Origin of the sequence: Promicromonospora sp. NPDC019610 (assembly GCF_044389365.1) — a bacterium.
Taxonomy (GTDB): Bacteria; Actinomycetota; Actinomycetes; order Actinomycetales; family Cellulomonadaceae; genus Promicromonospora.
This window is the reverse complement of the sequence record NZ_JBIRXX010000001.1, coordinates 1559947-1585209: the sequence shown is the minus strand read 5'-3', so window position 1 is coordinate 1585209 and position 25263 is coordinate 1559947. Positions and strand designations below refer to the sequence as shown.

Genomic DNA, 25263 nt, shown 5'->3' with positions numbered 1-25263 from the left:
GTACGAGCAAGTCCGGCAACGCACCCATCAGATCGGGGTCGAAGAACTCTTTGACTTCGACCCACCGCAGGTCAGGCACTTGCAGATCTTGCCTCTGCACCGGGGTTCCTCGCCAGCCAATTCGCGCGACAGCGGCACCAGGTACTAAACCTCGGAGCGGAATGGGTACGGCTTGCCTGCGAGGGCTCCGACCCTGTGGGCGCCCACGCCGCCCTGGTGCCAGCACCGCGACCTCGCGAGTTCCACAGGGTGAAGGTCCCGGCTCCGGGCGGAACTTAGGAGCACCGTTGGTTGTACCAGCCGGCCCGCTCGCTCAACAGCCTTGCGGCATGGCACGCACGCTCGACCGCCGTGAGCATCTTTGGGACAGGTCGGCACGATCGGATTCCGGCACACGTAGGGGCGGAGTTTCCATGAGCGCCGAACCTGTTCCTACACCCACCCGGAACGCATCGTCGCCGCAAGGTGGCCAACGGCCGCCGCCGACGACGCTGGTTCCAATGCGGCTATCGGTGCTCGGGTCGGTCTCGGGCACCCTGGCCAGCATGGCTCTCGCGGCGAGTCCCTCCATGCGCCTCGTAGCTGCTGCCGTCGGCGCCGCCATCCGCCGCTCGTGTCCGTCGTCGGACCGTACAGCTGGCTGCGAGCCGTCACGGGCATTGCCATCGCGGCACTCGCGCTCTTTTTGACCCACACCGGTTTTACGCTGTCTGATGCGAACCGCGACCGTGAAACCAGCACGTTCCCTGTTCCCGCCCGGGTGGAGGAGGCCCTCAGCCAGACCCAGGACAGCGGCAACGATGGATCGGACCGCAGGCTTGCGAGGACGGACTGTGCATCACCGTGTCCACTAATTTGGTCACCTGCTCGATCACTGAGTGCGGACCGGAAGTCGTCGTGAGCAGTTCTGAGAAGGAGCCTCTGATTATCACGTCCGTCGAGATCGAAGGAGCAGATGCGGGGCGATTCAGCCTCGAAGAGCGCTGCGACGACGGCACAGAGCTCACTAGGGGCGAGGAGTGCGTCCTCCGGATCGCGTTTGCTCCGGGCGACACGGCGGCGCAGGCGACGCTCGTGATTCACCAGAATCTCGCCGGGCCAGCCCCTAGTGTCGCTCTACAAGGCGAGGCCGCTACGTTGAACCCCAGCCCGACACCGACCTGACAATCAGACGTTGAAGCGTGTCATGTGGCCCTGACCTTGTGGTTCGCCGGTTGGCTGGGTGCCTAGGGGGAACTGTGGGGGAATCGGGCCGGCGTGTCGCTACCACGTGGGCAGTAGTTGGAAACTGCGACGGGCTGTCGTGATTCTCGACGAGCAGGACTCGTGTCTGCTCCACGTTGAGGCTACCCGTTCGCCTCGATCATGCAGGCGTCCACTTCTCGAAGAACTCAACGGCAACGCCCCCTCACCAACCCATATCGCGCGCAACCTCCTCGCGCGCGGTGTCGATCTCGTCCTGCGTCGTACCGGAGACGTCAGTGTCCTGCTCAAACCGCGACAACAGGTCAACCAGCGCCTGTTTCTCCGCCGGATGCGAGATCGGCACGGCATCGAGATCGACCGACATGAGCCAGTCAAAAAGCACGACGGCATCAGCCCGCCAGAGGTTGAGACGAACCGTCGGGAAATCAGATCCCATGAACGTGAGCCGCCAGCCACCAGTCATGACCGCGAATCGGACGACTCCCCTCGCGCAGCAACAACAGCAGCACGGATGCGGTCAGCGAACGTTCGGGCGCCATAGCACCGGATCGTGAACTCGTACCCGCCGGCACGCACGACGACAAGGCTCGTCACGAGCCCCCGCTTGGTGGTGACCTCAGTGATGTCGACCAACGGGATGACGAAGTCAATCGGGCCATCGTGCATCGAACGGTTCATGTCGTTCGGATGGAAGTGGTACTCGGTCGGGGTCAGCGTTGCCCGCCCTCCGACCCACAGCCCTTTGTACATGGCGCGTGTCAACGCCACCGCGGGCTCCACAAGCTTGCCCACTCCGGCCGCGCGAACATTGAAGAGAGCGTTGGCGAGGCGGGAATCGATGGCGTCGGCGATCACGACCACCGACAGAAGACCAGCGACAACTCACCGGACAGGATGAAGATCCGAGCAGGTGACCGAGCCAAACGACCCGCTCACCACGCTGAGAGACTCGAACCCCTCGCCTTCTCTGGGAACTCCGAGTCCTCGCGCCACATCCGGACCGGCTGGTAAGAGTTCTCTTGGCGAGCCCGCCACCTGCAGAATCGTTGGAATCTAGCGGTTCAACGGGCTCGTCGACGAGTCTGGCATCGGTGCCCGTAGACACGCAACCGGGCGCGCTCATGCTCGTTCGGTGCGTGGCACGAGCGTGGCACGGGCTTGATGCGTGGCACATCCGTGGCACGAACTCGTTCGCAATTCTGATCGGACGTCGAAGCGAAAGTGCGCCCGAACTCCCCGGCAAGAACCGTCAGGACCAGCGATACCAGGCTTCCCATTCGCGCGCGGCCTGCGAGCACGCCGGATCGTCGCCATCTCGAATCGTCACCAGGGCTTGGCGCAGAAACGGTTCAGCCTCCCCGTGCGCTCGATCGATGAAATCATCAACCGCGTCGCCGATCCAGTCCCTGTGGCTGTCGTCGGTCTTAGCACTGGCTATGACGAGCAGCCGGAACGCCTCCACCGTCCACTGCCCGAGCAAGGCGGCAGCCGTTCGGAAGGTCACCGCAGTGTCCTCAGGATCGAGCAAGAGCTCAAGCAGGCGAGCGCCAGCATCGGAGCCAGCGTTCTGAGCTAGCACCTCACCCGACCCCGCGCGTTCTTCCCAAGACCCCTCAGCCATCACGCAATCCTGCCCGCGAACCGAGCTACCTGTCTCGAGAAATCGAGCGTGACATTGGGCAAAGCGGGAGCGCCTGGAAGTTGGCCAGCGGGCTTGACGAGTCAACCAGCCCGCATCGCATTTCGTTCGGGCTCGTTCCAGCTTCTGGGGAAAGGCAGGTATCGAATACCAAGTGCGCCCGTGCGAACCAGAGATTGGGTGAATGGTGGTCCGCACTCGGCGCAGGGCCCGCCCCCGACGGAAGCTCGTGATCGACCCGAACTCAGTGGGCCCCGGGAGCCCGACAGGGCGCACTGCTACGGCGAGACGGTGGAACGGGGTAGTGCGTCGGCTCACTCAACGTTCATCAGGCTCGGCGGGATCGAGCCGCGTTTGTCTTGGAGTTGGCCTGTTTCCGCGGATCACAACCGTTACGACGTGCCTCGGGTCTGCACCAGGGATGGACACCTTCTCAACCCACACAGACTCTTTCAACGACGGCACTCCCGCGCTGTGATCGGTCAGATCCAACACCATCTCGACCGACACTCGGGGACCGACAGTCGAGTACGCCGCAGCTTGTCCGCCGTACGCCACTAGCAACGACTGGCGGGAGGCGTCAGACCGCTCGCGCTTCACCTCTATGACGAAACGATGATCGCGCGTCACCGTTATGTCCGCTCGGCCTGAGGCGATATCTCGCTCCTCCATGCGCACGTGGTGCCGCATACCGGAGCTTGCTAGCCATGAGAAGACATCTCGTTGAAGGTAGTCCTCCGTGAACGCTGGCTTCCCCGTTGCCGGCGGAAACAGATAGGCGATGTCCGAGCCCCAGTTCTCGCGGCTCGCATCGGCGCGGTCGGCTGCGAACCGGAGCACCTCCGTCAAGAGCTCGACAAACTCCTCACGTACTGTGTCAACCAAATCCTCGCAGCCGGCAAGTTGCTCCAGCACTGCCGCCAGGAGGCCATCAACCACTGGGTCTCGGCGGCGGTTCCTGGCGCGTTCACGCCGTGCAGCTTCCTCGTTGAGCCTTTCGACAAGTTCAGGCTTGTCACCAATAGCTTGTGCAAGTTGCACAGCAATTTCAGGATCAGCTTCTATGCCAAGCTCGGCGGCCAACGCGGGCGCCGAGGCCCAGACTTTTCCCATGGCATCACCACCGCGTGTGTCGACCGCTGCGCTGGACACGGCGTCAAGCAACCGATGCGCTGAGTCAACGTCGCCCTCGGGAACGAGACCACCATCAAGCGCGTCCCTTAGGTGTGCAAGAAGTCCATCTCGGCTGATGAACGCCGCCTCGACCGTCGGTTCCAACACCACCTGTAAGCCATCCGCCGAGACAACCGTCACAGACCTCGACGCTCGATACGCCTCCAGGACTCGCGAGAGCGTCTCGACTGGTGTCAGCCACGATGATGCTCCAAGAGGCCCTGTAGCTTCCCTCAGTATCCGTGCAAGCGAGGACCACTCCGCTTCTGCTTGACGACGTGGGGTCGCCCAGCCGCCCAGCGCCGAGCGTGTTGAGAAGGCCTTACGGTGGGCAAGCGCATGAACGAGAGCCTCAATTGATGTCAATGCAGCTCCACCAGTCCCGGCCGGAGCACCAACGAAAGCAATAATCACGTCCAAGGCGCTTCGGTACACCGTCGCGTCATCGCGACCCTCCTCCATCGACTCCACGGTCAGGAACTGGTCTCGCGCCTCGGCGAGCCCGGCCATTACCACGTCTATCGACCGGCCCTCGAGCGCAGAACGAAGGGCTGTCAAAGCAACCTCGAACTGCGCATCCACGCGTGACGACTCATTCTCCAGTAACAGGCCAAGGACCGTCGCGAGCGCATCTTCGCGCCACTGGTCGAACGCGAGTCCAACTAGAAGCGGGAGCCGTTCGAGGAAATCGACAGAGTCGTCCAGTGTGACGGACGAAAGCACCTCCAACGCTCGAAACTTGCCAGCTGGTGCTGCCAGACCTAAGCGGGTGAGGACCTCAAGGTAGGCGTACGCCTGCAGCGGACTCTCCGAGCGAACCGCGTCAACGCGGTCGGCAAGGGCGTTCGCCAGCTGGCGGGCGCACGCAGCGATGAGCTCCGGCGAGTTCAGAGCGATGTCAGCAGCATCCATGAACGCCAACCGCTCAAGCTGCGGCAGCGCGTCGGCCACAGCTTGCAACAACGCACCAGCATGCTCGTCGCCCGCCCGAGCTGCTGCCTCCGCCAACGCTACGAACTCAGGTGCCCGGTCTTTCGCCGCTGTCTCCACAGCAGCGGCGTTTGCTAGGTCATTGCGATCGACGCGGCTATACAAGTCGTCGCCGAACGCAGTTAACTCGTCCAGGTCCGACGGCTCAGGAACAGCTAACTCGGCCAATGCATCCGTCAGACGAACCAATTCGAAACCTCCTCAATGGCTGCCCAGAACGTGAATCGTCTCCGCACTCACGCGTCGACCATGTGCCTCCCGAAACCATCAGACGAGTGATGCACGGCGTCGTCGACGAATACTGTCACCACAAAGGGCTTCCGTCCAAGGACGCATAGATGCTGTCATCGGACAAGTGGTTAAGAACCGCACTCGGCTCTGCTGAAGCTATAACGACCTGCAAACCTGGTAGCTCCGTCTTCAGTGAGTCCAGCTCCCGCAGCAGCATCGCCTCGTCATCCACCGTCAACTCGTCCGAGCCTGGCGAGTCGAGCAGTATCAGACCTGGGTGGCTACCAACCCCGGCGCGATGTCCGACCCGGAGGAGCGCGACGACAACTGCGATCCGCAGCCGCAGGCGCTCACCACCTGATAAACGTTTGAACGGCGTTTCTTCGCCAGCAGTCGTCACCAGCATCTTCCCTGAGCGATCGAGTTTGACAGCCTCAAGGTTGTCAATGCCGAACTTCTGGCCCAAAACGACGACTTCAGCATTCAATTCTTCGAACAACGCCGCCGCGGCTTCACCGGTAACAGTCTTCAGCACCTTGGTTGCCGCCTGTATCACTCGCAGTGACTCCGTTGGCTCCACCTCGATGCCGACTTCGGGGAGTGAATCAACACTACCCTGCAACCGGGCACGCTCTATCTGCAGGTCTACGCGGTCGGAGTACTCCTTTGCTTGCGACGCCGCCGACAGCTCGGCGGCTAGCAAATCCACCGTTTGGCGGGCGGCAACCGTTTCATCGGCCGCAGCCTTCGCAGTCTCACTTGCCGCAGCCTCGGCCGCCGTCAAAGCGACTAAACCGTCACCCGACACCTCCGGCTCCCCTTGGTCACCGGTGTCGTTCGAATGAACCGGGATCTCCCTCGTGCACACCGCGCAATGATGGTCGCTAAGCTCCAAGGCCGCGCGATCGTCCTCGATGCGCTGCTCACACCGCGGACACCGCTTTGGCTGAATACCCTGGAAAAGCGCGAGAGCCAGTTCGTCCTCTCGCGCGTTGTTAACCAGCAGTTCCTCGGCCTGACGAGCAGCCTTCGCGTCATCGAGCGTCCGCGACGCGAGACGGGCCGACGCCGACGCGGTATCCAGCTCTTCCTCGGCAGCCCGCAGCTCGGCTGCGATCACATCGAACGACCGGCCCCTCGCCGTCGGCAGCGTCGCCAGCTTCTGCTCAACCGCCTCGAGCTGCGCAACAAGCGCGGCTCTCCGCCCGGCACGCGCGGCGGCATCCTCAGCGACCCTGCGACCCCTGTTCGCCTCATCCTGGCTCACCTGCCGCGACAACGTCGTCAAGCGGATGTGCGCACCCATCAAGGGCACGTTGCAGTACATCTGCAGGATACGGGCTGGCAGTGCAGCAAAGGCCGTATCACCGAACAGAAGTTCAGATTCCGCCTTAGGCAGATACAAACCGCCAAAGTACGCTGGCCATGTCTGAGAAACAGGGCGCCCTTGGTCGCTACCTTGATATTTTTGGAAGTTTGACATGGGCTCTAGGCCCAGCAAGGACATCATGTGCTGAACTTGCTGTTGGCCGAACTCCGGTGCCGACAATTTTGAGGCAACAACGTGCACGTCCTCGATATCACCGAGGCCGTCCACGAAGCGGCGCAGAAGTTCAGGAGAGTCCGCGCGCAATATATCTGCGAGAAAACCCGACTCCTCCTTCACCAACACCACGGCCATCGCAGTCCCGTTCACCGCATATTCCAATACGATGCGATCGAACCAGGGCCGCACGTCTGCACGCAGTTCGTCTCGCGGGGTCCCACGCAAGGCCCAAGCAATGAGTTCCAGAACCGTCGATTTCCCACGCAAGTTCTGGTCCGTAATGAGCGCGGTGACTCCATCGCCGAACTCAAAAATCTTCTCGAATGGGCCGTCCCACTGCGTGTGCACCTTCTGCCCTGAGAACGAGAGGCGCCGAATATCCAGCTGTCGCCTTGCCGGTGGCACCGGGATCAGCGACACACCGTGACCCGAAAGAACGTCTGCCACAGTTCCGGCGTCGATATCAGCCAGTTCAGCAATCTTCGCTGTGATCTCGTCAGGACTCGGAACGGTCATGCATCCGCCTCCAGGTTCGCTCGGATATCGGCCAGGCGCTTCCGAGCCCGCTCGGCGATGCTCGGGATACGCGCACCCTGCGGTGTGTTCAAGTACTCGTCGACAATGTACTGCCGGTCCTTCAGCTCGGTTGCCCCGTGACCTTCCGCAAGCTTCACAACCAATGCCGACCTAGCCGAGTACCAACTGAGGTCTGGGAAGTCCCGTTGGATGCGCGACATCGTGTCCCGACCTTCCTGCAGCAGGAAGTAGTCCGTCCTAACCACACGTTCGGGGCGACCTTTCCGTCGTCGTACGACCAAGTCAGCCTGCCGAAGCACCGCGAGCGCATCCTCTAGGTCTTCGTAGGCTCCAAACATGTAGCGAAGCATCGGATAGCGCCGAAGCTCGGGTTCCTCACTATCTAGGATGTCGCTCGCAATCCCCAGAAGCGAAGGGTCCCGGTCTCCACTCTCATAGTCGTTAAGCAGTTCATTCGCCAAGTAGTCCGGGTTCCGGACCCAGAAGTCCAATTTCTGTAGCCTCACCTGGGACCGGACGACACCGATCGCGGTCTGCAGGGCATCGTCGCTCGCAACTTCCGCTGGCGTCACCGGCTCCGATGCCTGGTCAATGAGTGCCAAGAGGCGCACAGCATCCTGCATGCGTGTCGTGGGTCTGCCCATTCGCATCCTCCCAGCACACTGAATCCCCTGCCCGCCAGCAGTCGGCGGCATGCCAACCAGCGACAACGCGCGAAGGCGGCCGTTCGCGTCGCGAGTTTGAGCGTAGCGTCCAGCACGTCCTCATGGTGCACAAGCATGGGGTGAATGTGCCGAATTCCTGTGCGAGGACCGATCGCGGCCGGTCGCTGAGTCCGTTGAGATCCTTACCGTGAGGAGGCGCTGACGTACCTCGACGATCAGAGTACGCGCGGCCGCTTATGGCGCTTACAGCGTGAGCAATCGCTCAGTCAATGCGTTGATGAATCCCAGGTCGGGTGGGTCCTAGTTAGGATCTCGGGATGGCAGACGAGCAGACCGATCCGAAGACGCGACCTGACGACCGAACGTCTGCGGAGATACCCGCGCATTTCTTCGGAGACCTGACGGACGAGTTCTACGCTGCCATCGGCCGCACGACTAACCTGTGTGCCCTGCTCGAGGACCGGCTCCGCGCGCTGCTCCAAGCGATGGAGCATGCGTCGCAGACCGAGTACTCCAAGAGGTCGGCCGGAGCCCTGATTAGCTTGGTGGAGGCACGTGCTCAGGACCTCGGTGACGACTGGGTGACGTTCAACCAGTTTGCAATTCGCGTCCGGATTGCCCTGGACCATCGCAACGGCCTCGTGCACAACATCTGGCAGCCAAGGCCGGAAGGCCGATTCTTCGGATATCGCGTCGTCCAGGGATCGGGCAAACTCGAGAGCGTCACAATACCGCTCACGAATGTAGAAGATGGCGTGTCTGAGCTCATTGCGCTCCACGAGCAGTGGCGGTCTTGGTACCAGCTCGCTGGGGCCCTGCCGTTCCAACCTGAGCCACTCGCGGACGACGGAGACCTTGATCAGGAGCGGGCGATGGCGCTGCACGCCCGGGACGTGCCAGCCAACGCACGGGACTCCCGCTCGGACGTGTGACACGTAACTTGTGGCGCCAAGTGAGGTCACAGACCAACAACATCCTCAGGACGCAACGGTGACACGCACCAGGTCTGCGCGTGAGGCGTTCGGTGGAGGGCACCCCGCAGGGTGGCGTGGATGGCATCCCGTTCTCGCGCCTGGCGAGGATCGCTGGGTCTAGGCCCGAAAGGTTCTTGGCCCGTGATGCCGTACTTGTCGCGGTAGGCGGCCACGGCGACGAGTCCGCGTGGCACAGGTCCGTGTTCGGGCAGCGCGGGGCCGTATCCCAGACGTTGCACCCACCCGGCCTGGTTCCGGATCGCAGCGCTGGCCAGGGCCGAGGCACGCTCCTCGATCACACGAGCGCGTTCGGCCAGTGCTTCGCGCACGTTGTCGGGCATGGGCCCGAGGGCGGGCGGGAGGAGGCCGGTGATCAGCGGGGCTGAGCGCCGGACCGGGCTTGTGGTGCGGCCGTCGTCGCGGGTGAGCCGGGTGTGGACGACAGCGCAGGGGTCGTTGGCGTCGAGGAGGTTGCGCTGCCTGACCACCTGCCGCATCACGGCGCCTACGTCGTGGCCGATGGCTTCGATGCGGCGAAGCTCGGTGCACAGGGACCAGAACGAGGCGTTGTCGATCGCTGCGTGTGCTTCGGCAGACGTGAGCTTGCCGTCGGTGACGAAGGCACGGACAGCGAGAGTGGTCCATCGTTCGCGCTGGGCGAGGCCGGCGATCACGTCATACTCGGCGGTCATTTGCGCGATCCCGGTCCACTTCTCGCGCTCGGCGGCACGCGTCTGGTGGGCGGACAGTTCCGCGCCGGAGTGCTGGAGCACCCCGAACAGGACGGTGCGGGCGGTGGTCTGCTCGTCGGGGCGAGAGTTGTGGTCGGTGCTCGGTTCGTCCAGCCCGACGTAGGCCCGGTTGGTGTCTCGGCCTCGGGTCATGGCGACGTAGAGGTTCTCGCGTGTGGTGGTGCGGGTGACCAGGACGTGTGCGGAGTCCACGGTCAGGCCTTGGGCGCGGTGGGCTGTGACCGCGTACCCCAGATCCAGGTGCTCGGCGACGTAGTCGGCCGGCAGGGTCAGATTCGCATCGGCATCGTGGCCTTCGCGGCGAACATCCACTGATCCGTCGTGGTGGACTGCTGTGATCTGCCACCGGTCACCATTGCGGACGAACCCACCGGCGAGGGCATCGCTCCAGGTGGTCAGGGTTCGGTCGTTGCGTCGGGTGATGACCAGGTCACCCGTCGAGGCACGGGTTCCGTCCGCGAGGGGGACATAGTGTCCAGGGCTGGTGAGACCGGTCAGGATGCGGTCTGCACGGGCACGGTCGTTCAGTTCGTGCACGGCTGTGGTGGCCTCGGCAACCAGCACGCTCGACTCTCCCGAGGCCAGGGCGCCTTGCCAGGCGGCGTAGGCAGCGTCGGTCATTTCCGCGGTGGTGCCCTCGCTGATGCGGTCGTGTCCGGCGTAGGTATCGATCACGGCAGTCTTGCCATCGCGCAACGCGAGCGAGGCGGTCTTCTCCCAGTCGTGGCGGAATCGGTGCACGCCAGTCAGCGTGGGCGCGCCTTCGCTTACGCGCTTCGCTACATCGGCTGCGGTGTTGCGAGCCTCGACGAGCATGCCAAATGCGCCGCCGGCATCGACGGACTGCAGCTGGGCCGGGTCCCCGACCAGCAGCACCTTCGCGCCGACTTGTTCCGCCGCGGTAGTGATGCGGTCCAGGTCCATCGTGCTGGCCAGGGAAGCCTCGTCGACGACCACCAGCTGCCCACGGTCGAACTCCGCGTACCCGTGCTGGTGGGAGGTCAGCCACCTCGCGGCGGTTTCGCACGGGACGCCGAGGTCGTCCGCCAGAACCTTGGCGGCGGCAGCCGAAGGCGCCAGCCCGATCACCGACCCCGGCCCGTGGTCGTAGTGCCAGGCGGTGAGGAGAGCTGACATCGCGGTGGTCTTCCCGGTCCCGGCCGGACCGACCAGCACGTCCACCGCCCGGCCGGACATGGCGATCGAGGCCAAGGCCGTGACCTGTTCTGCGGTCAGGCGGTGGCCGCGATACCGCGCCTGGAGAGCCACCAGCAGCCCGCCCCGACCCGACACAGGACCAGTGGTGTTCTGGCTGCGGGTCATGAGGCGGGTTTCTGCGGCCATGATCCGGGTGTTGGAGTACACGACGTGATGCCTTGGCCGCAGCGCGCTCGACCCGTCCGCTCGCAGCAGCATCTCCGGAGTAGGTGCAACCTCCGGTGGTGTCAGCGGCAGCGACCGCGCCTGAGCCGCGACGACCACCCGGGACACAAACTGCTCGCGTTCCTCGTGAGTACCGAAGCGGGCGCCCATGGTCTGGCGGGAGGCCTCGGCCCACAGGTTCCAGTACGTCCACGTCGCCCGCTTCTGCGACACGACGTCCACCACCCGCTCCCCAAGCTTGTCGACGACGTTCGCCGGCACGTCGTCGGCCCGGAACACCTGCCCGAGCCCAGAGGTGAGGACGCCGTGCGCCCACTCGGCGGTGTCCCCCAGGTGGGATGTCGCGCGCTGGTGCCACTCGGCTGTGAGGTCGGCCAGGGATCGGATCTGCTTCTCCGGCCGGGTCTCCAACGTCGCCTGCGCACGCAGCTCGTTGATCGTGTCTCTCGACGGGCTGCGCCCGTGCCGCGCCTCGTATCGGGCGATGAGCTGATCGGTGCGGACGTCGACGTCGCGGGACCGGGAAGAGAACTCCGCGATCAGCTCTTCGGGGACACCGGTGATCTCCCAGGCCTTGGTGCGTCGTGGCCCTCGGTCGCGCTGGTCCCACCCGATCCCGAACGTGCCGGTCAGGCGGTCCATCAGGACGGCGTTGTAGTGCTCCGACAGGGCGACCTGGGCTTTGTAGATCGCCCGGGAGTCCAGGGCCCGCCACTGTCCGTCGATCAGTGTGCGGACCTTGTTCGAGATAACGAGGTGGGTGTGCAGCTGTGGGTCGTGCGCCCGTGAGTCCCAATGGTCGTACGCGGCGGCCGCGACCCCGGCGACGTCGACCTGCGCGGTGCCGCCGTGGCCGATCCGGGTGGCGGCAATCTCACGCTCGAAGAACTCGATCACCTCCGCCATCGCCGCGTGGTGCGCAGCGGCGATGAGTTCCTGGTTCTGCCGGTCGGCCAGGCCCCACAACACCGAGACCGACTTCGGCGCCGAGAACGTCAGATCGAACCCCGCGACCACCTTGCGGTCGCTGGTCCCGGCCGCTTCGGCGAACGTCAACCCGAGCGGCTCTCCCGTCACCGGGTCCAGGCCTTCGCCCAGGAGCCGTTCGAGCTGCTGCTCGGTCACCGTGGCGCCAGGCTCCAGTCCACCGGTACCGAACTCTGCGACCCCCTTGCCGACCCACCGACCCGGTGGAGTGCCGGCCTCGGTGTAATAGCGCAGCGCCGCGCCCGGGTCGGCCAGCTCGCAGTCCCCGCGCACGACCGAACCCAGCAGGTAGCCGACTCCGTCCCCTGCCGCGACTGCGCTGATCGAGACCGTCACGCTCGACAGGTGTGCAGCGCACACCACACCCCGGACGCGCCGCCTCACGCATTCGGCATTCGCTATGAAGCGACTCGATCTGCCATTGGTGCCAGAGGTGTAATCGGTTGCGGCCTGGCGGCCGCCGCGGTGGGTGCTGAGAATCGTGGTGCGGCTCGGCGACGTCGACACACACTGGTGCGGGTCAGCCCGTAGAGGTGTATGGCGCGAGGTTCTCGGGAGCCGGTGGATTGTTGCCATGAGCACGCGGGTCTGTGTCCTGGCAGAGGACCTTCCGGGCCGCCCCTCGGCCGCGACGGTCGCGGCCCCGGCAGCGGAAGGAGCCGGACATGGAAGTCCTCTACGACAAGGTCGCCGGCCTCGACGTCGGCAAGGCATCAGTCACCGTCTGCGTCCGCACCCCCAGCAGCAAACGCGGCCAGCGGCACTCCGAGACACGCACCTTCCGCACCACGACAGGATCGTTGCGGATCATGCGGGACTGGCTCGTCGAGCAGGGCGTGACGATCGCGGCGATCGAGTCGACCTCGACCTACTGGAAACCACCGTTCTACTGCCTCGAAGACGTCATGGAAGTCTGGCTGCTCAACGCCGCCCACATGAAAGCCGTGCCCGGGCCGCAAGACCGACGTCCGCGACGCCGAATGGATCGCACAACTGCTCGAACACGGGCTGCTGGCGCCATCGTTCGTGCCGCCCGAGCCGATCCGGCAGTTACGGATGCTGACCCGGTACCGCATCCAGCTCATGGGCGACCGCACCCGCGAAGCCATCCGGTTGGAGACGATGCTCGAGGACGCCTCGATCAAGCTCTCCGCGGTCGCGTCCTCGGTCACCACCGTCTCCGCGCGGGCCATGCTGCGCGCGATGATCGACGGCGAACGCGACCCCGCCCTGCTGGCCGACCTCGCCCACGGAAAGATGCGGGCCAAGATCCCGGACCTGGCCATGGCCCTGGAAGGCCACTTCGACGTCCATCACGCGACCCTGGCCGCGGCGATCCTGGACCGCCTCGACCTCGTCGAGACAGCGCTACGCGACCTGGACACCACCATCGTCGCGGCCTGCCAGCCCTGGGCGCACCAGATTCAACAGCTGCAGACCATCCCGGGAGTGGGCATCAAGACCGCGCAGGTCATCATCGCCGAGACCGGCGCCGACATGTCCCGCTTCCCCTCCGCCGCCCACCTGTGCGCCTGGGCCGGCCTCGCACCGGCGATCTACGAGTCCGCGGGCAAACGCTCCCCGGCCGGGAAACGACACGGGAACAAGTGGCTCACCTCAGCCCTGGTCGAAGCTGCCGGATCCGTCTCCCGCATGCGCGGCAAGAACTTCCTCGCCGCGCGCTACGACCGCCTCTCGCGCCGCCGCGGACCCGGCCGCGCGCAGATCGCCGTCGCGCACTCCATCCTCGTCGCCACCTTCCACATGCTCGACCGTGACGAGCCCTACCAGGACCTCGGCGCCGACTGGCTCACCCGCCGCGACACCGAAGCCCACACCCGCCGGCTGGTGCGCCAGCTCGAGAACCTCGGCCACACCGTCCACCTCGACACCGCCGCCTGAACCTCACCCACAACAACAACGGATCGGGCTCCGCCCGATGCGCTCACGCGCACGCCCACGGCCAGGTGATTCACGGGTCTGTGATGCCGTCGTCGGTGCGGTCCGCGGAACCCGCCGTCCTGCTGCACACAAGCCGTCGTCACGCAGCCGCGTGACCGCGCGTCCATCACGTGTGCCCGTCGTCGGGCGTGTGCCCGTCATCGGGCGTGTGCTCGTGAGTACGTGCTAGCTGGTGCGCGGAGAAGCGGATTGGTTCCCCGGGCCCAGGGCATGCCAAGAGCCCGCCAATCCCCGAGGAGACAGGCGGGCTCAGGCGGCGAACGGTCATGGACTCTGGAAACTTGCGAGATCCGTGGCCGTTCGTCCCTTCCGGTGCACGTCGAAGTGACCATCCCCCGCCCTTCTCCGTGTTTCTGAGACACGTCCTCTCTGCTGACGTATCGCGCATCCGGCCGGTAGCCTCGTTGCACCACGTCGAGCAGGGGGACTCCCATGGGTCAGCACGTCGTTGTCGATCCCGGGTTCGGGGCCCTCCTGAATGAATTGCGCACGCAGCGCAACTGGTCACTGCGTGGCCTGGGCGAGCGCGTGCACTGCTCACACGGGCACATCTGGGACCTTGAGCACGGACAGAAGCGCCCGAGCCCCGCGGTGGCGGCGCTCTTGGATGAAGCGCTTGACGCTGGTGGCCGCCTCAGCGCGATGGTCCGAACAGCGGGTCAAGCGTCCATGTCACCGCACGACAATGCACCCGGCTCAACTGCGCCGGTCGAGGAGGGATTCGGCGGCGCGCTTCAGCTGTGGCGGTCCGATCTTGAGCGCCAGGACTTCCTGACCGCTGTCACGTTCGACCCCGCGACCTTCCTCGCTCCCGCGCTCCGGTGGCTCACCGCCCCCTCTACGCCCGGTCCTGGCAGCGCTGGGGTGCGCGTTGTGGGCATGCCGGATGTCGAGATGATCCGGCAGATGCTGGGCGCGTTCCGCACGGTCGACAACCAGTACGGCGGTGGGTACGTCCGCGAAAGAGTCGTCAGGTTCCTGCACCACGACGTGGCTGAGCTCCTCCAAGGCCAGTACGACACCCGCACGGGAGCTGCTCTGCTCTCTGCAGCGGCCGAAGCAACTCAGTTGGCCGGGTGGGCAACCTATGACGTCGGGCGACATGCCCTGGCGCAGCGGTACATGGTCCAGGCACTTCATCTTGCCGGCGCTGCCGAGGACCGCCCGCTTGGTGCGGAGATCTTGGCTGCGATGAGCCATCAGGCCGCGTACCTCCGCTCGGGTGACGAGGCGATCGATCTGGCTCGGGCGGCAGGGCGTGCGGCAACCGAGGCGGGCGTCGGGGCGATCGCGGCCGAGGCAGCGGTGCTGGAAGCTCAGGGCCACGCCGTAAACGGTTCAGCCTCTGCGACAGCGTCGTCGTTGGACCGTGCTGAGCGTTTGTTCGACCAGGCTGAGCGTGCCACCGACCCGCAGTGGCTGGGTTATTTCGACGAGGCGTATCTCGCGGCGAAATTCGGGCAGACGTTCACCGCTCTGGGCCGTGGCGACCTTGCCTTGCGTTTTGCGGAGCGTTCCCTGGACATGGACGCGCGGTACGCCCGAGGTCGGATGTTCAACCTCGCGCTGGTGGCCCGCGCGCATGCTCAAGACGGCAACGTCGAAGAGGCGGCCGCAGCCGGGCACAAGGCTCTTGAGGCCGCTGAAGGGATCAACTCTGCGCGGTCGCGTGACTACCTCGCCGAGATCGCCCAGCGCCTGGCACCACACGCCGGGATCGACGCCGTGGACACCTACCAGACCCGCGCCCACGATCTCATCGCACGTTAGGCGACGACTCATCCCTATGGCACAGCAGTGGCATCCGGACATTCAACGACGAATTCTGCCTGGACCCACTGCACATGCGTGGGGGCTTGTGGGTGCGGTCCTCATAGCCGTGTGCTTTGCATCATTCGGCATCTTGATCGTCGGCGTCGGGCTATCGACAGTCGGGATCACGCCGAATGACTTGCCCTATTTGTACGTGGCGCTCGTCGTGTTCCTGATGTCCGTGCTCCTGATCGGGCGGGGCAGCTTCAGTCCGATGTTGTGGGCCGTGGAACGCCGCCAGAAGCAGGAACACGCCGAGGGCTACACCACCAGGCTCAACGCTGCGTACGAGGACGACATTGCGGTGGACGTGGTCGACTGGCGGACCGGACGAGTGATCCGCATGGCGCACGAGCCGTTGGTGGAGAGCAAATACCTCGTCGACAAGCAGGCACAGATCCAAGATCGGATCCGCCTCGTACGCGCTGAGGCGAGGGCCGCTAGAGCCGGCCTTCGGCACGGTCCAGAAGGACCTTCATAAGCCCTGCTACCGATGCCGCGCCGACGATCTGCCCGGACTCGATCAGTCCCGGGACCTCGGCGAGCGGGATCCACCGGATCTCCTCCGCCTCGTTGATATCGGGGGCAGCACCTGTGTCATGCCCGCCGCGGGCGAGGTAGATGATGTTGGGCTGGTCCACGGTGCCGACCATCGGCTGGAAGCGCAGGTACTCGCGGACCTCGCGAGGTCGCCACCCGGTCTCTTCCTCGGCCTCGCGGAAAGCAGCGGCCTGGGGTCCCTCGTTCGGGTCGAGGTAGCCACCAGGCAGTTCCCAGACCCAGGAGTCGATGATGAACCGGTGCCGCCACATCATCAGGACCCGGTCCTGGTCGTCCAGCATCAAGACCATGATCGCGGCCGGGACCCGGAGCACCCACTGCTCGAACTCCACGCCGTCGGGCAGACGCACGCTGGCGATGCTCACGTTCGCGCGGCGGGTGTCGTCCACCAGTCGCTCGCCCAGGATCTCCCATTGCGTCGGCCTGTTCGGCGTCACAGCGGCCTGTGCGGAAGCCGCTGATGTCGGCGTGCTGGGCGTCGAGTTGCTCGGCTGAGTGCTCACGCTCGGCAGCGTACGGCCTGGTCGTACGGAACCGCCACGGACGGGAACCCCTCATCGACGTACGGCGGCCGTGTACTCAGCGGTGTACTCCGAAGCAGGCAGTTGTCTGCTGACAACGGCTGACGCGCCGCTCCTACCAGCGAACACCCCGCACCGGTCAGAGTTTCGGCAGAGAGCACGACACCCCGACACCTGCCGAGGACGCACCGTGAGTACTACACCCCTCAAGCCCCAGACGTTTGCTCGCTCTTCGATGCTCGTCGCATGCGATATCGACGGAACGCTCTTGGAACGAGGCGGGAAGATCCCGGCGGAGACCGTGACGGCTCTGGATCTGGTGCGTGCGGCCGGACACGAGGTGGTGCTGGCGACTGGTCGGTCGTTGGTCGGATTGCTCCCCGTTGCGACAAGGCTCGGCCTGACCGAGGGATTCGCTGTCTGCTCCAACGGGGCCATGACCGTTCGACTGGAGCGCGGTGCGGCCTCGGGCTATGCAGTTCACGATGCCCGACACTTCGATCCGAGCGCACTTATCAGCCGGGTCCTTGGTTTAGTGCCCGGTGCGCACGTCGGGGTCGAAGAGATCGGCTGGGGCTGGCGAGTGAACGCGCTGTTCGGGCGAGGACTGCTCAACGGGGAACAGAAGCAGGTACCTGTCGCTGACTTGTGCGCGGTGCCGGCAACCCGCGTCGCTCTACATGGTCCTGGTATCGCACAGCATGCCAAGGCCTTGGCCGAGTCCGGTGTGACGGTGACGCCGGCGGGCGCCGACTGGCTGGATGTCACCGCGCCGGAAACCAACAAAGCCTCAGCGCTCGAGCGACTGCGAGTGCACAGGAATATCCGCCCTGACGCCACGGTGGCCGTGGGGGACGGTGTCAACGACATCGACATGCTCGCCTGGGCCGATCGAGGTGTCGCGATGGGGCACGCACCAGAGGTTGTCCGTGCCGCGGCACGCGAGATCACCGGCACGATCGGTCAGCGCGGAGCAGTGGCTGTTCTGCGCTCATTACTACCGCTCAATGTCGAGACGGCCACGCTGTCGCGGCTCGCGGGCCAGCTCGCCATGGCGGTACACACTGCGTCGGGCCCGACGACATTGCGCGTCTGGCATGAGCACCACTCAGAGATTGCGCGTTGCGACACCTGGACTCTTCGCGACGGCGTACGGGAGCGGCATGGTCCGATCCCCTCCGGCTCGGGCGCAACGATGCGCGCGCTCGAACTCGCAGCTCGTGAAGCCGGTCTCGAATATCCACGAGGTGACATCGGCCGACGTCGCGCGCACTGGCGCAGCGTGCACGACGGCCGAGGCCGGGCCGGGTTTGAGCTCCCCCTGCACATGCGGCTCGATGTGCCGACGTCCGAAGCCGCAGACGGCGTCCTGCATTGACCTGACCGATACCGGTCGACACGTCGAGCAAGCCCACCTGCGGCGTTCGATCGCGACCCCACAGCCGTCCGGGAACTTCCTGGACCCGATGGAAGGAGAGATAGCGATGGAAAGCAACGCAATCACAACGGCGGTCATGGCTGCCGACCCGACGGAGCCGGAAGTGATCGACCTCGGCAACATCGTCACGCTCACGGAGGGCAGCAAGAAGAAGGCCGGTACGGAGGACAAGCGGTACGCCTACCGCTGATCTGAACGGCGGTGGCCCGACGCTTCCGTCGGGCCACCGCCGCCCGGCGCCCGGCGCCCGGCGCCGGACAGATCTAGCACGACGACCGCTGAAGGGATACAGATGCATTGGCTCGCAGGAGCTTGTGGTGCAGGTAGCGCTCGGCGTCCGGCTGGCAGTGTGCCCGTCGACGGCGCCTCGGACCTCTGGGTGGTCGGCGATCCGCCACAAGCTTGGGTCCGTACCGCAGACACACCGATCCGGCGTGTCATTGTCGTCGGGACGTGCGGCGCCAGCGATGGCGAACTGAACCGACTTGCTTCATCCGGTGTTCCGGACGACGTCGCCCTACAGTGGCCGGGCGCATACGCCGTCGTCGAGCAGACAGAGACGGCCACCACCGTCTGGACGGACCTGGCATCCTCCGTCCCGGTCTACACCACGGTGTTCGACTCAACCGCGTACTGGGCGACGACGGCGCGCGGTCTGGCCGGGCTGACTGGTGCTGCTGTGAACAGCGAGCGCCTCGCGGCGGAACTGCTCGCACCAAGTAGCCCCCTCCTTGCGGGCACGACCACCTACTTCGAAGGGGTTGAGCTGGTGCCTGCCGGTCACCGGATGAAGGTCACCGGCAGCGGGACGACCGTGGCCCGCGTGTGGTGGCCGGGTACGACACCGAGTCTCGGGCTTTCTCTCCGTGCGGAGCTCGACGCTGCTGTCGGAGTCCGGGTGGACGACGCCGTGTCGCCGTCGTCAGACCTGTCCGGCGGCCTCGACTCCAGCTCTCTCACACTGCTGGCTGCACACCGACTCGGTCCCGACCGGTCCGTGGCTGCCTTCACCGTCCATGCGCCGTTCGACCGCCCAGCGGGCGACCTGCGCTACGCCTTCGATGCGGCCGAGCGCCCCGGTGTCGCACACCGCCTCCTCCCTCTGGAGGCAGGGCATCTCCCCTACGGCGGCTTGGACACCATCCCGGCTACCGACGAACCGGCGCCATCGACACGCGCCTACGCCCGCTTCGCCCATCAGATGACCGCGATGGTGAACCGGGTAGGCACAGACGCACATCTGACGGGTGATGGCGGAGACTCGTTGCTGAGCACGCCGGATGTGTGGATCGCGGACCTGTTCGCGACCAGGCGGTACCGCGAGGCTGTGGACGAGGCGGTTCGTCTGGCCCGTATCCGACGCCGCTCACCGGGTCGAGTCCTGCGCGATGTTCTGGACTTACGCAGCGACCCCGCCAGCGCGCTCGTGGCGTGGGCACGGCAGGCACGCGGGCAGGTTCCAGCCTCTGGAGCGTTCCGGCGTCTGGACCAGTTGCTGCCGCTGGTCGACCAGCAAACCTGGGTTACCCCGGTGGCTCGGCACCACGCCGCAGTACGCGCGGAACGGGCAGCCGAGTCGGCCCTGCGTGTACCGACGGGACAGCGCGCAGTCTGGGACGTCGTCGAGCAGATGGCCGAGGTCGGACGCACGGCTTACGCCGACGCTCAGCTAGCAGCCGAGTCCGGCGTCCACCTGCACAACCCGTTCGCGGACTCCCGTGTCATTGACTCCTATCTGTCCGGTGTCTTTAGAAGGATGCCGAGCCCGGCCGCGTACAAGCCAGTGCTTCGAGCAGAGATGGGTGGCATCCTGCCGAGTTCCCTGCTGACACGAACTACGAAGGGCGTCTACACCCCCGACTACCACCTCGGGCTGCGCGCCCACCTGAGCGATGTCAGCAGCATCGTCGACGGCCACCTCGCCGCACTCGGACTGATCGACCCCGCGAGCTTGGTCAAGATCTTGCGTCGTGCCGCGGCCGGACTCACCGGCGGCCTCTGGCTCATGGACGCCGCGATCGTTTGCGAGACCTGGCTACGGGCTCACCACTCCACCGCGCTTCCCGTCTGGGAGAGCACCACCGACAACGTTGGCTCGGAGGCACTCACGCCATGATGCCCGCACCCACGCCCTCTGACGTACGAGTCTGCGCATTCGACAGCGTGACCATCCGGATCGACTACGCGACCGGTCGCATCACCGCCGCTACCGGCACCACAGCAGAAGCATGGGCAGAGGCACCAGGGGTCATCCATGGAGCCCGCTGGGGGCTGTCGTTCGGCACCGAGGAAGCCGACGTCGAACTCCGCTCTACACCGCGGCCCAGCGTCCGCCACGGTGTCGCTGCCGTAGCGGCACTGATCGTGACGCTAGCAGTTCGCTCACTCGGTCCGTCCGAGCGAGCGATGTCACGACTGACGAACCTTGTGGCGACGGCGTCCGGCCTCACCACCACACCGCCGACATCAGACGAGGCGGAACAGGCCGTGTGCGCCGTTCGCTGGGCGTCGCAATGGGCACCGTTCCGAGTCGCGTGCCTTGAGGAGTCCGTCGCTGCTGTCCTAGTTCTCGCAGCACATCGACGCAGCGTGACCTGGTGTCATGGCGTTGCGCCGGATCCGGTGCAGTTCCACGCTTGGATCCAGACTCACGGCTCCCCCGTCGCGGAGCCGCCGACAACAAGCCGCTACACCGTCCTACGCGCCATCCCCTGACCCTCTTGGAGCTCGTCATCAACAACACTGCCAACCCCGACCTGTGGCTGACCCACGACGGCGCCGGCCTCGGACCACTCCGCGCCGACCTGGCCGAGACCTACTGGCGCTGGGAGAACTCGCTACCGGTCATGGCCGGCTACGCCCGCCAGACCCCCGAGTCCCTCACTGAACGCACCGCCGGGCTTGAAGCCCAGCTCGAAGGCAGCGCCGACCAGACCCGGTTCACCGTCTACCGCCACTACGACGGCGCCTGGACGCCCGTCGGGATGACGTCCCTGCTCATCGACGACCGCTACCGCACCGCCGAGTTCTTCATCTACATCGGCGAACCCGACCACCGCGGGCACGGCACCGGCACCATCGCCACCACGATGGCCCTGGACTGGGCCTTCCACGTCACCGCGCTGCGCTGCGTCTACCTTGAGGTCCTGGCGAACAACACCGCCGCCATCCGCGCCTACGAGAAGGCCGGTTTCCGCACCGTCGGTACCCGACGCCGCACCGGCTCCTGGCTCGGGCAGCCCGCCGACGAGGTCATCATGGACGCCATCCCTGAGGAGTACAGCGGACCACGACTCGTCGAAGCCGCCGTCCTTGGTACCCAGCGACCCCACCTATGACGGGCCATTCTCGGGCCGCTCTGAGCGCTTGAACCGAAAGCCGTGGGACGCCCGGACGACCTGCGTGCCGAGATCGCACTCGACTGAGCCTCGTCCGTCCGCCAGCTGTTCCGGATCGATCAACCGAAGCAGTCACCTTGCAGGGGGAACACATGACACAGACCGATGCGCAGACCGACATTGAGGCCGACCCGACGTCGAGTCCCGAGGACCTGCGTGAGCGGATGATCGCTGAACTCATAGACTCGGGTGTGCTCTCGGGCCCGAGGATCGAGGCAGCGTTCCGTGCAGTACCGCGCGAGGTGTTCGCTCCCGCCGGCACTCCGGCCGAGATGTCGTACGCGACCGACGACGCACTGCGGACGCGGTTCGCCGACGACGGCAAGGCTCTGTCCTCGCTGTCCGCACCAACGATGCACGCGGGCAACCTGGCACAGGCCCAGATCGAGGACGGCCAGCGCGTGCTGGAGATCGGGTCCGGCGGCCCGAACGCGGCAATGCTCGCCCACCTCGTCGGACCCACCGGCCAGGTAGTGAGCGTCGACATCGACGAAGGAGTCACTGCCCGCACACGCACCGGGCTCGCACAGCTCGGCCTCACCGACCGGGTCGAGGTCGTCACCGCCGACGCGGCCGAACCGCTCGACCGTGGTGTGTTCGACCGGATCATGGTCACCGTCTCGCCCTGGTCTCTGCCCGAGACGTGGGTCGAACAGCTCGCTCCCGACGGGATCCTGGTCGTCCCCCTCCAGGTCGCCCCGGGGCTCCAGCGCATCATCGGCTTCCGTAAGAAAGACGGGCGGCTCGTCTCGGAGTCGACCGTGCCGGGCGGGTTCGTGCCGCTGCAGGGCGCGGGGCTGTTCAACCCCGCCGCTGCCGAGCTGACAGGACCGTCAGGCAAGCCGGTCACGTTCAGGTTCCCCGGCAACGAGATCCCTGAGCAGTTTGGGGTGTCGGACGACGTGCTGGCGTCCGACCCGGTCGAGGCGTGGTCCGGGGTGATCTACAAGAACCGCACGATCTGGCTCGACGTGCTCACCTACCTCCTGGTTCAGCCGGGTGCGTGCGCGATGGAGGCGGAGGAGCCGGCCGACCGCGGCTCCGACATGTCGTTCTACCCGGCCCTGGTCGATGGCGCATCGTTCGCAGCCCTGCATCGCCGTCCGGCCTCGGAAACCTCGGTCGAGGTCGGCGCCATCGGCAAGGGCCCTGACTCAGCCCGCCTGACCAGGCGGCTCGCGGACCTGGTCGCCCGTTTTGGCGCTCATCACCGCGGCACCGAACCGCTGTTCCAGTGGTGGCCCACCGGCACCGAGCTCGGCGAGGTCCCGCCGTCCGTAACGGTCCTGCCACGCGCGCACGGCATCCTCACCATCAGCTGGCCTGTGGCGGGACTCGGATGATGCAGGTTCCGTGAGACGGGGCTATCAGCGCGACTTCGCCCTACTGATTCCGTGACGGGCCACGCGCAAGTCGCGACGATGCTGCGATGGATTCCACCGCAGCCTCGGTTGCCAGCGCCACGCCGCGCGACGTAGACGGACCAGACAGCTTCGACGACGCACTGAAGTTGTTCGGACTGGACGACGCATGGTTGCGCGGCTGGATCGTCGGAACTCTCGATTCGCTGTACGACCGTGCCAGCTGGGAAAGCTCTGTGTTCTGGATCCCCCCGTACAAGGGCTACGTCGCGGTGGGACGTCCGCGAGTCCGCACGGCGTACATCCGCCGAGACAGCATCCAATACCCGGCTGGAGATGACTGGCCCATCATCCGATACCCACGTCGGTGAGCTACCTGTCCGACCAGCGCACCTTGTTGTCCGTCCTCAACGCCGGTGGAAGCACGTCGTTCGCCTGAGCCCACGTCGCCCACGACGTCGACCGGACCAGTTCTTCGGAAGCGGCCTCGAGCCAGGCGGATCCTGCGAGGGTCTCGTCCAAGGAACTCAGGATCGCGGCCTTCTCCTTCGATGAGCATCCGAGCTCTGCTGGCTCGCGCGACCGGACATCATGGGCGAGCGTTATCGCTACACGAACCCGGTCGCCCACAGGCTCCTGAAAGGCAAGGTGACGCGCGTACTCGGCGAGCACGATCAGCGCCGGTGGGTATCGCGAAAGATCCAGACCCATGCCGCTGGCCTCAGCCATCGCGCTGAGCAGGCGGCCAGTGTGGTCAATAAGCTCGTCGTCTACCACGGGTCGGATGATGGCTTCGTGGAGGCTTGCCGCGAGCGCGACCTTGCCTGCGAAGTACGCGTTGAGGAACTCGCCATCGCAGGCGTGGCGCAGCAACCAGTCCCTATACCCTCCGGAATACTCGCACAGCGCCTCGACGTAGTACACCCGGCCCCACCCGGACGAGCGCTCCGCGAGCCAGAGCAGGCTTTCGCCACCGTCTCGGACCCGGCGCAGGAACCATACTGCGAGCGGCGCGAAACGGTCGGAGAGCAGTCCGATCGTCCTGACGATCTCGATGTCGTTGGCCGATGGCCGGGCGGCGAGGAGGAACATTCCGATCGTTACGGCGCACCGATCACGCGCGTGTTCGACCAACCACCGCCCGATGCGTCGCACGAGCTCCGGATCCGCACGCAAGGCAACCGATCGGAGGTGGTCGTCCTGGTGGATTGGAACGTCGACACCGTGGAAGACGCTCTCGACCAGGTCGAGATCGTCGTGCGGGTCGCTGAGAAACTCACTGAGGATGTCTGCGGCCGCGGCTCCCCTGAGTAGCGGATCCTTTGGACGGTCGACCTTGCGCGTATGGTGTGCCTCGTCGTCGGGAAAGGGGTAACCGTCTCTCGGCAACGGGACGTCCGGGTTATCGTCGCGCAGTCGGACCGCGTGCTCGAACAGTGAGCTCCGCGAAGCCGTCGGACCAACGGATCCGGTCGGCGGCGCAGCGCGACCCGTCACGGCTCCTGCCCTCGCAACCATGTCGCGATCTCGGCGACGCCGTCGACCGTCAGCCCGACCGACGACTCGACCTGGAACAGCAGCACGGGCCCAGGATGCTCTAGCTCGACGAACCGGCGGTCCGTCTCCGTGATGACGTCGTCGACCCACACGAACGGTCGGCCCGCCGCAACCCGGACCAGGGCACGCGTCTTCCACCCCAGGCCGTTCAGGTCGCTCTCGCCATAAGGCGGCAGATCCGCGACCGACAGCTCTGGTAGCCCGACCCGTGGCGCGATCACGTCGTTCGCGTCCCCCATCCAGGCCGTCGCCCACACCAGGTCGCAGCCCAGACCCAGCAGGAGCGGACCGAGCGCCGGGTCGATGAAGTCGAGCTCCGGGCGCGGCGTGTCGGGGTCGTCTGGCTTACCGTCGCGAGGCTGTGGGAGCATCCCGGGCCCGCCGAACGGCAACAGAGTCCCGTCGACGTCGAGGAACAACAGCGGGCGGGCAACAGTCACGCCCGCACGATAGCGGCCTGCGCACGCGGTCGGCAGCCGGCACCCGTCTGCCTTCCAAACCGCCTGCACGGTCCACTCCACCCGTCAGGTGTCCCACCCGCTCCCTGTGGGGGAACCATGGGGGAATGGG

At 65.8% G+C, this 25263-nt stretch carries 21 protein-coding genes and 1 pseudogene; 12 read left to right on the top strand and 10 right to left on the bottom strand.

The genetic code is table 11. The features are described from left to right. Positions 1-897: 897 nt before the first annotated feature. Positions 898-1164: a hypothetical protein gene (locus ACH45N_RS07065; protein ID WP_397392477.1), complete on the top strand. Its 267-nt coding sequence runs from the start codon at positions 898-900 to the stop codon at positions 1162-1164. 244 nt (positions 1165-1408) lie between these two features. Here ACH45N_RS07065 and ACH45N_RS07060 read toward each other — a convergent pair whose 3' ends face one another. The 6 genes from ACH45N_RS07060 to ACH45N_RS07035 all read right to left on the bottom strand — a co-directional run bounded on the left by ACH45N_RS07060 (position 1409) and on the right by ACH45N_RS07035 (position 7966). Then, positions 1409-1669: a hypothetical protein gene (locus ACH45N_RS07060; protein WP_397392475.1), complete on the bottom strand. Its 261-nt coding sequence runs from the start codon at positions 1667-1669 to the stop codon at positions 1409-1411. Next, complete coding sequence (locus ACH45N_RS07055; protein WP_397392473.1) at positions 1666-2061, bottom strand: hypothetical protein; 396 nt, start codon at positions 2059-2061, stop codon at positions 1666-1668. Before ACH45N_RS07055 ends, ACH45N_RS07060 begins: the two co-directional genes overlap by 4 nt. Positions 2062-2455: 394 nt before the next feature. Continuing rightward, a complete protein-coding gene (locus ACH45N_RS07050; protein ID WP_397392471.1) occupies positions 2456-2710 on the bottom strand; it encodes a hypothetical protein in 255 nt (84 codons plus the stop codon). 453 nt (positions 2711-3163) lie between these two features. After that, positions 3164-5197, bottom strand: a complete 2034-nt coding sequence (locus tag ACH45N_RS07045) for a hypothetical protein (RefSeq protein ID WP_397392469.1) — start codon at positions 5195-5197, stop codon at positions 3164-3166. Between the two features lie 115 nt (positions 5198-5312). After that, positions 5313-7301, bottom strand: coding sequence for an ATP-binding protein (locus ACH45N_RS07040; protein ID WP_397392467.1), 1989 nt, complete (start codon positions 7299-7301; stop codon positions 5313-5315). Next, positions 7298-7966 (bottom strand): hypothetical protein, encoded by a 669-nt coding sequence (locus ACH45N_RS07035; protein ID WP_397392465.1) that lies wholly within the window; start codon positions 7964-7966, stop codon positions 7298-7300. The genes ACH45N_RS07040 and ACH45N_RS07035 overlap by 4 nt, the downstream gene beginning before the upstream one ends. 338 nt (positions 7967-8304) lie before the next feature. Between ACH45N_RS07035 and ACH45N_RS07030 the strand changes: the two genes are divergently transcribed. Further along, positions 8305-8919: a hypothetical protein gene (locus ACH45N_RS07030; RefSeq protein WP_397392463.1), complete on the top strand. Its 615-nt coding sequence runs from the start codon at positions 8305-8307 to the stop codon at positions 8917-8919. 26 nt (positions 8920-8945) lie between these two features. Here ACH45N_RS07030 and mobF read toward each other — a convergent pair whose 3' ends face one another. Beyond that, the gene (gene mobF, locus ACH45N_RS07025; protein ID WP_397392461.1) at positions 8946-12419 is read right to left on the bottom strand and encodes a MobF family relaxase; all 3474 of its coding nucleotides are present in this window, start codon (positions 12417-12419) and stop codon (positions 8946-8948) included. Positions 12420-12748: 329 nt separating this feature from the next. Here mobF and ACH45N_RS07020 point away from each other — a divergent pair. From ACH45N_RS07020 to ACH45N_RS07010, 3 genes and pseudogenes are all read left to right on the top strand, one after another. Beyond that, a pseudogene (locus ACH45N_RS07020) lies at positions 12749-13985 on the top strand (IS110 family transposase). Between the two features lie 492 nt (positions 13986-14477). Continuing rightward, entirely contained in the window at positions 14478-15815 is a 1338-nt protein-coding gene (locus ACH45N_RS07015) for a helix-turn-helix domain-containing protein (protein ID WP_397392459.1), read from the top strand. Between the two features lie 133 nt (positions 15816-15948). Further along, positions 15949-16338, top strand: coding sequence for a hypothetical protein (locus ACH45N_RS07010; RefSeq protein WP_397392457.1), 390 nt, complete (start codon positions 15949-15951; stop codon positions 16336-16338). Here ACH45N_RS07010 and ACH45N_RS07005 read toward each other — a convergent pair. Further along, positions 16298-16921, bottom strand: a complete 624-nt coding sequence (locus ACH45N_RS07005; protein WP_397392455.1) for an NUDIX hydrolase — start codon at positions 16919-16921, stop codon at positions 16298-16300. The two genes, ACH45N_RS07010 and ACH45N_RS07005, sit on opposite strands and share 41 nt — an antisense overlap. 208 nt (positions 16922-17129) lie before the next feature. Between ACH45N_RS07005 and ACH45N_RS07000 the strand changes: the two genes are divergently transcribed. From ACH45N_RS07000 to ACH45N_RS06970, 7 genes are all read left to right on the top strand, one after another. Next, positions 17130-18317: an HAD family hydrolase gene (locus tag ACH45N_RS07000; protein ID WP_397392453.1), complete on the top strand. Its 1188-nt coding sequence runs from the start codon at positions 17130-17132 to the stop codon at positions 18315-18317. 106 nt (positions 18318-18423) lie between these two features. Continuing rightward, positions 18424-18567: an albusnodin family lasso peptide gene (locus ACH45N_RS06995; RefSeq protein WP_397392451.1), complete on the top strand. Its 144-nt coding sequence runs from the start codon at positions 18424-18426 to the stop codon at positions 18565-18567. A 102-nt stretch (positions 18568-18669) separates the two neighbouring features. Continuing rightward, positions 18670-20493 carry an albusnodin/ikarugamycin family macrolactam cyclase gene (locus ACH45N_RS06990; RefSeq protein ID WP_397392449.1) on the top strand — a complete coding sequence of 608 codons (1824 nt, stop codon included), beginning with the start codon at positions 18670-18672 and terminating at the stop codon, positions 20491-20493. After that, entirely contained in the window at positions 20490-21092 is a 603-nt protein-coding gene (locus tag ACH45N_RS06985) for a lasso peptide biosynthesis B2 protein (protein WP_397392447.1), read from the top strand. Before ACH45N_RS06990 ends, ACH45N_RS06985 begins: the two co-directional genes overlap by 4 nt. A gap of 5 nt (positions 21093-21097) precedes the next feature. Beyond that, positions 21098-21715 (top strand): GNAT family N-acetyltransferase, encoded by a 618-nt coding sequence (locus tag ACH45N_RS06980; RefSeq protein WP_397392445.1) that lies wholly within the window; start codon positions 21098-21100, stop codon positions 21713-21715. A 152-nt stretch (positions 21716-21867) separates the two neighbouring features. Continuing rightward, complete coding sequence (gene fxlM / locus ACH45N_RS06975) at positions 21868-23118, top strand: methyltransferase, FxLD system (RefSeq protein WP_397392443.1); 1251 nt, start codon at positions 21868-21870, stop codon at positions 23116-23118. 86 nt (positions 23119-23204) lie between these two features. Next, positions 23205-23507 (top strand): hypothetical protein, encoded by a 303-nt coding sequence (locus ACH45N_RS06970; protein WP_397392441.1) that lies wholly within the window; start codon positions 23205-23207, stop codon positions 23505-23507. 1 nt (position 23508) lies between these two features. Here ACH45N_RS06970 and ACH45N_RS06965 read toward each other — a convergent pair whose 3' ends face one another. Together ACH45N_RS06965 and ACH45N_RS06960 are read right to left on the bottom strand one after the other, a co-directional pair. Further along, positions 23509-24633, bottom strand: a complete 1125-nt coding sequence (locus ACH45N_RS06965; protein ID WP_397392439.1) for a hypothetical protein — start codon at positions 24631-24633, stop codon at positions 23509-23511. Then, on the bottom strand, positions 24630-25214 hold the full coding sequence (locus ACH45N_RS06960) for an HAD domain-containing protein (protein WP_397392437.1): 585 nt from the start codon (positions 25212-25214) through the stop codon (positions 24630-24632). The genes ACH45N_RS06965 and ACH45N_RS06960 overlap by 4 nt, the downstream gene beginning before the upstream one ends. Positions 25215-25263: the final 49 nt, after the last annotated feature.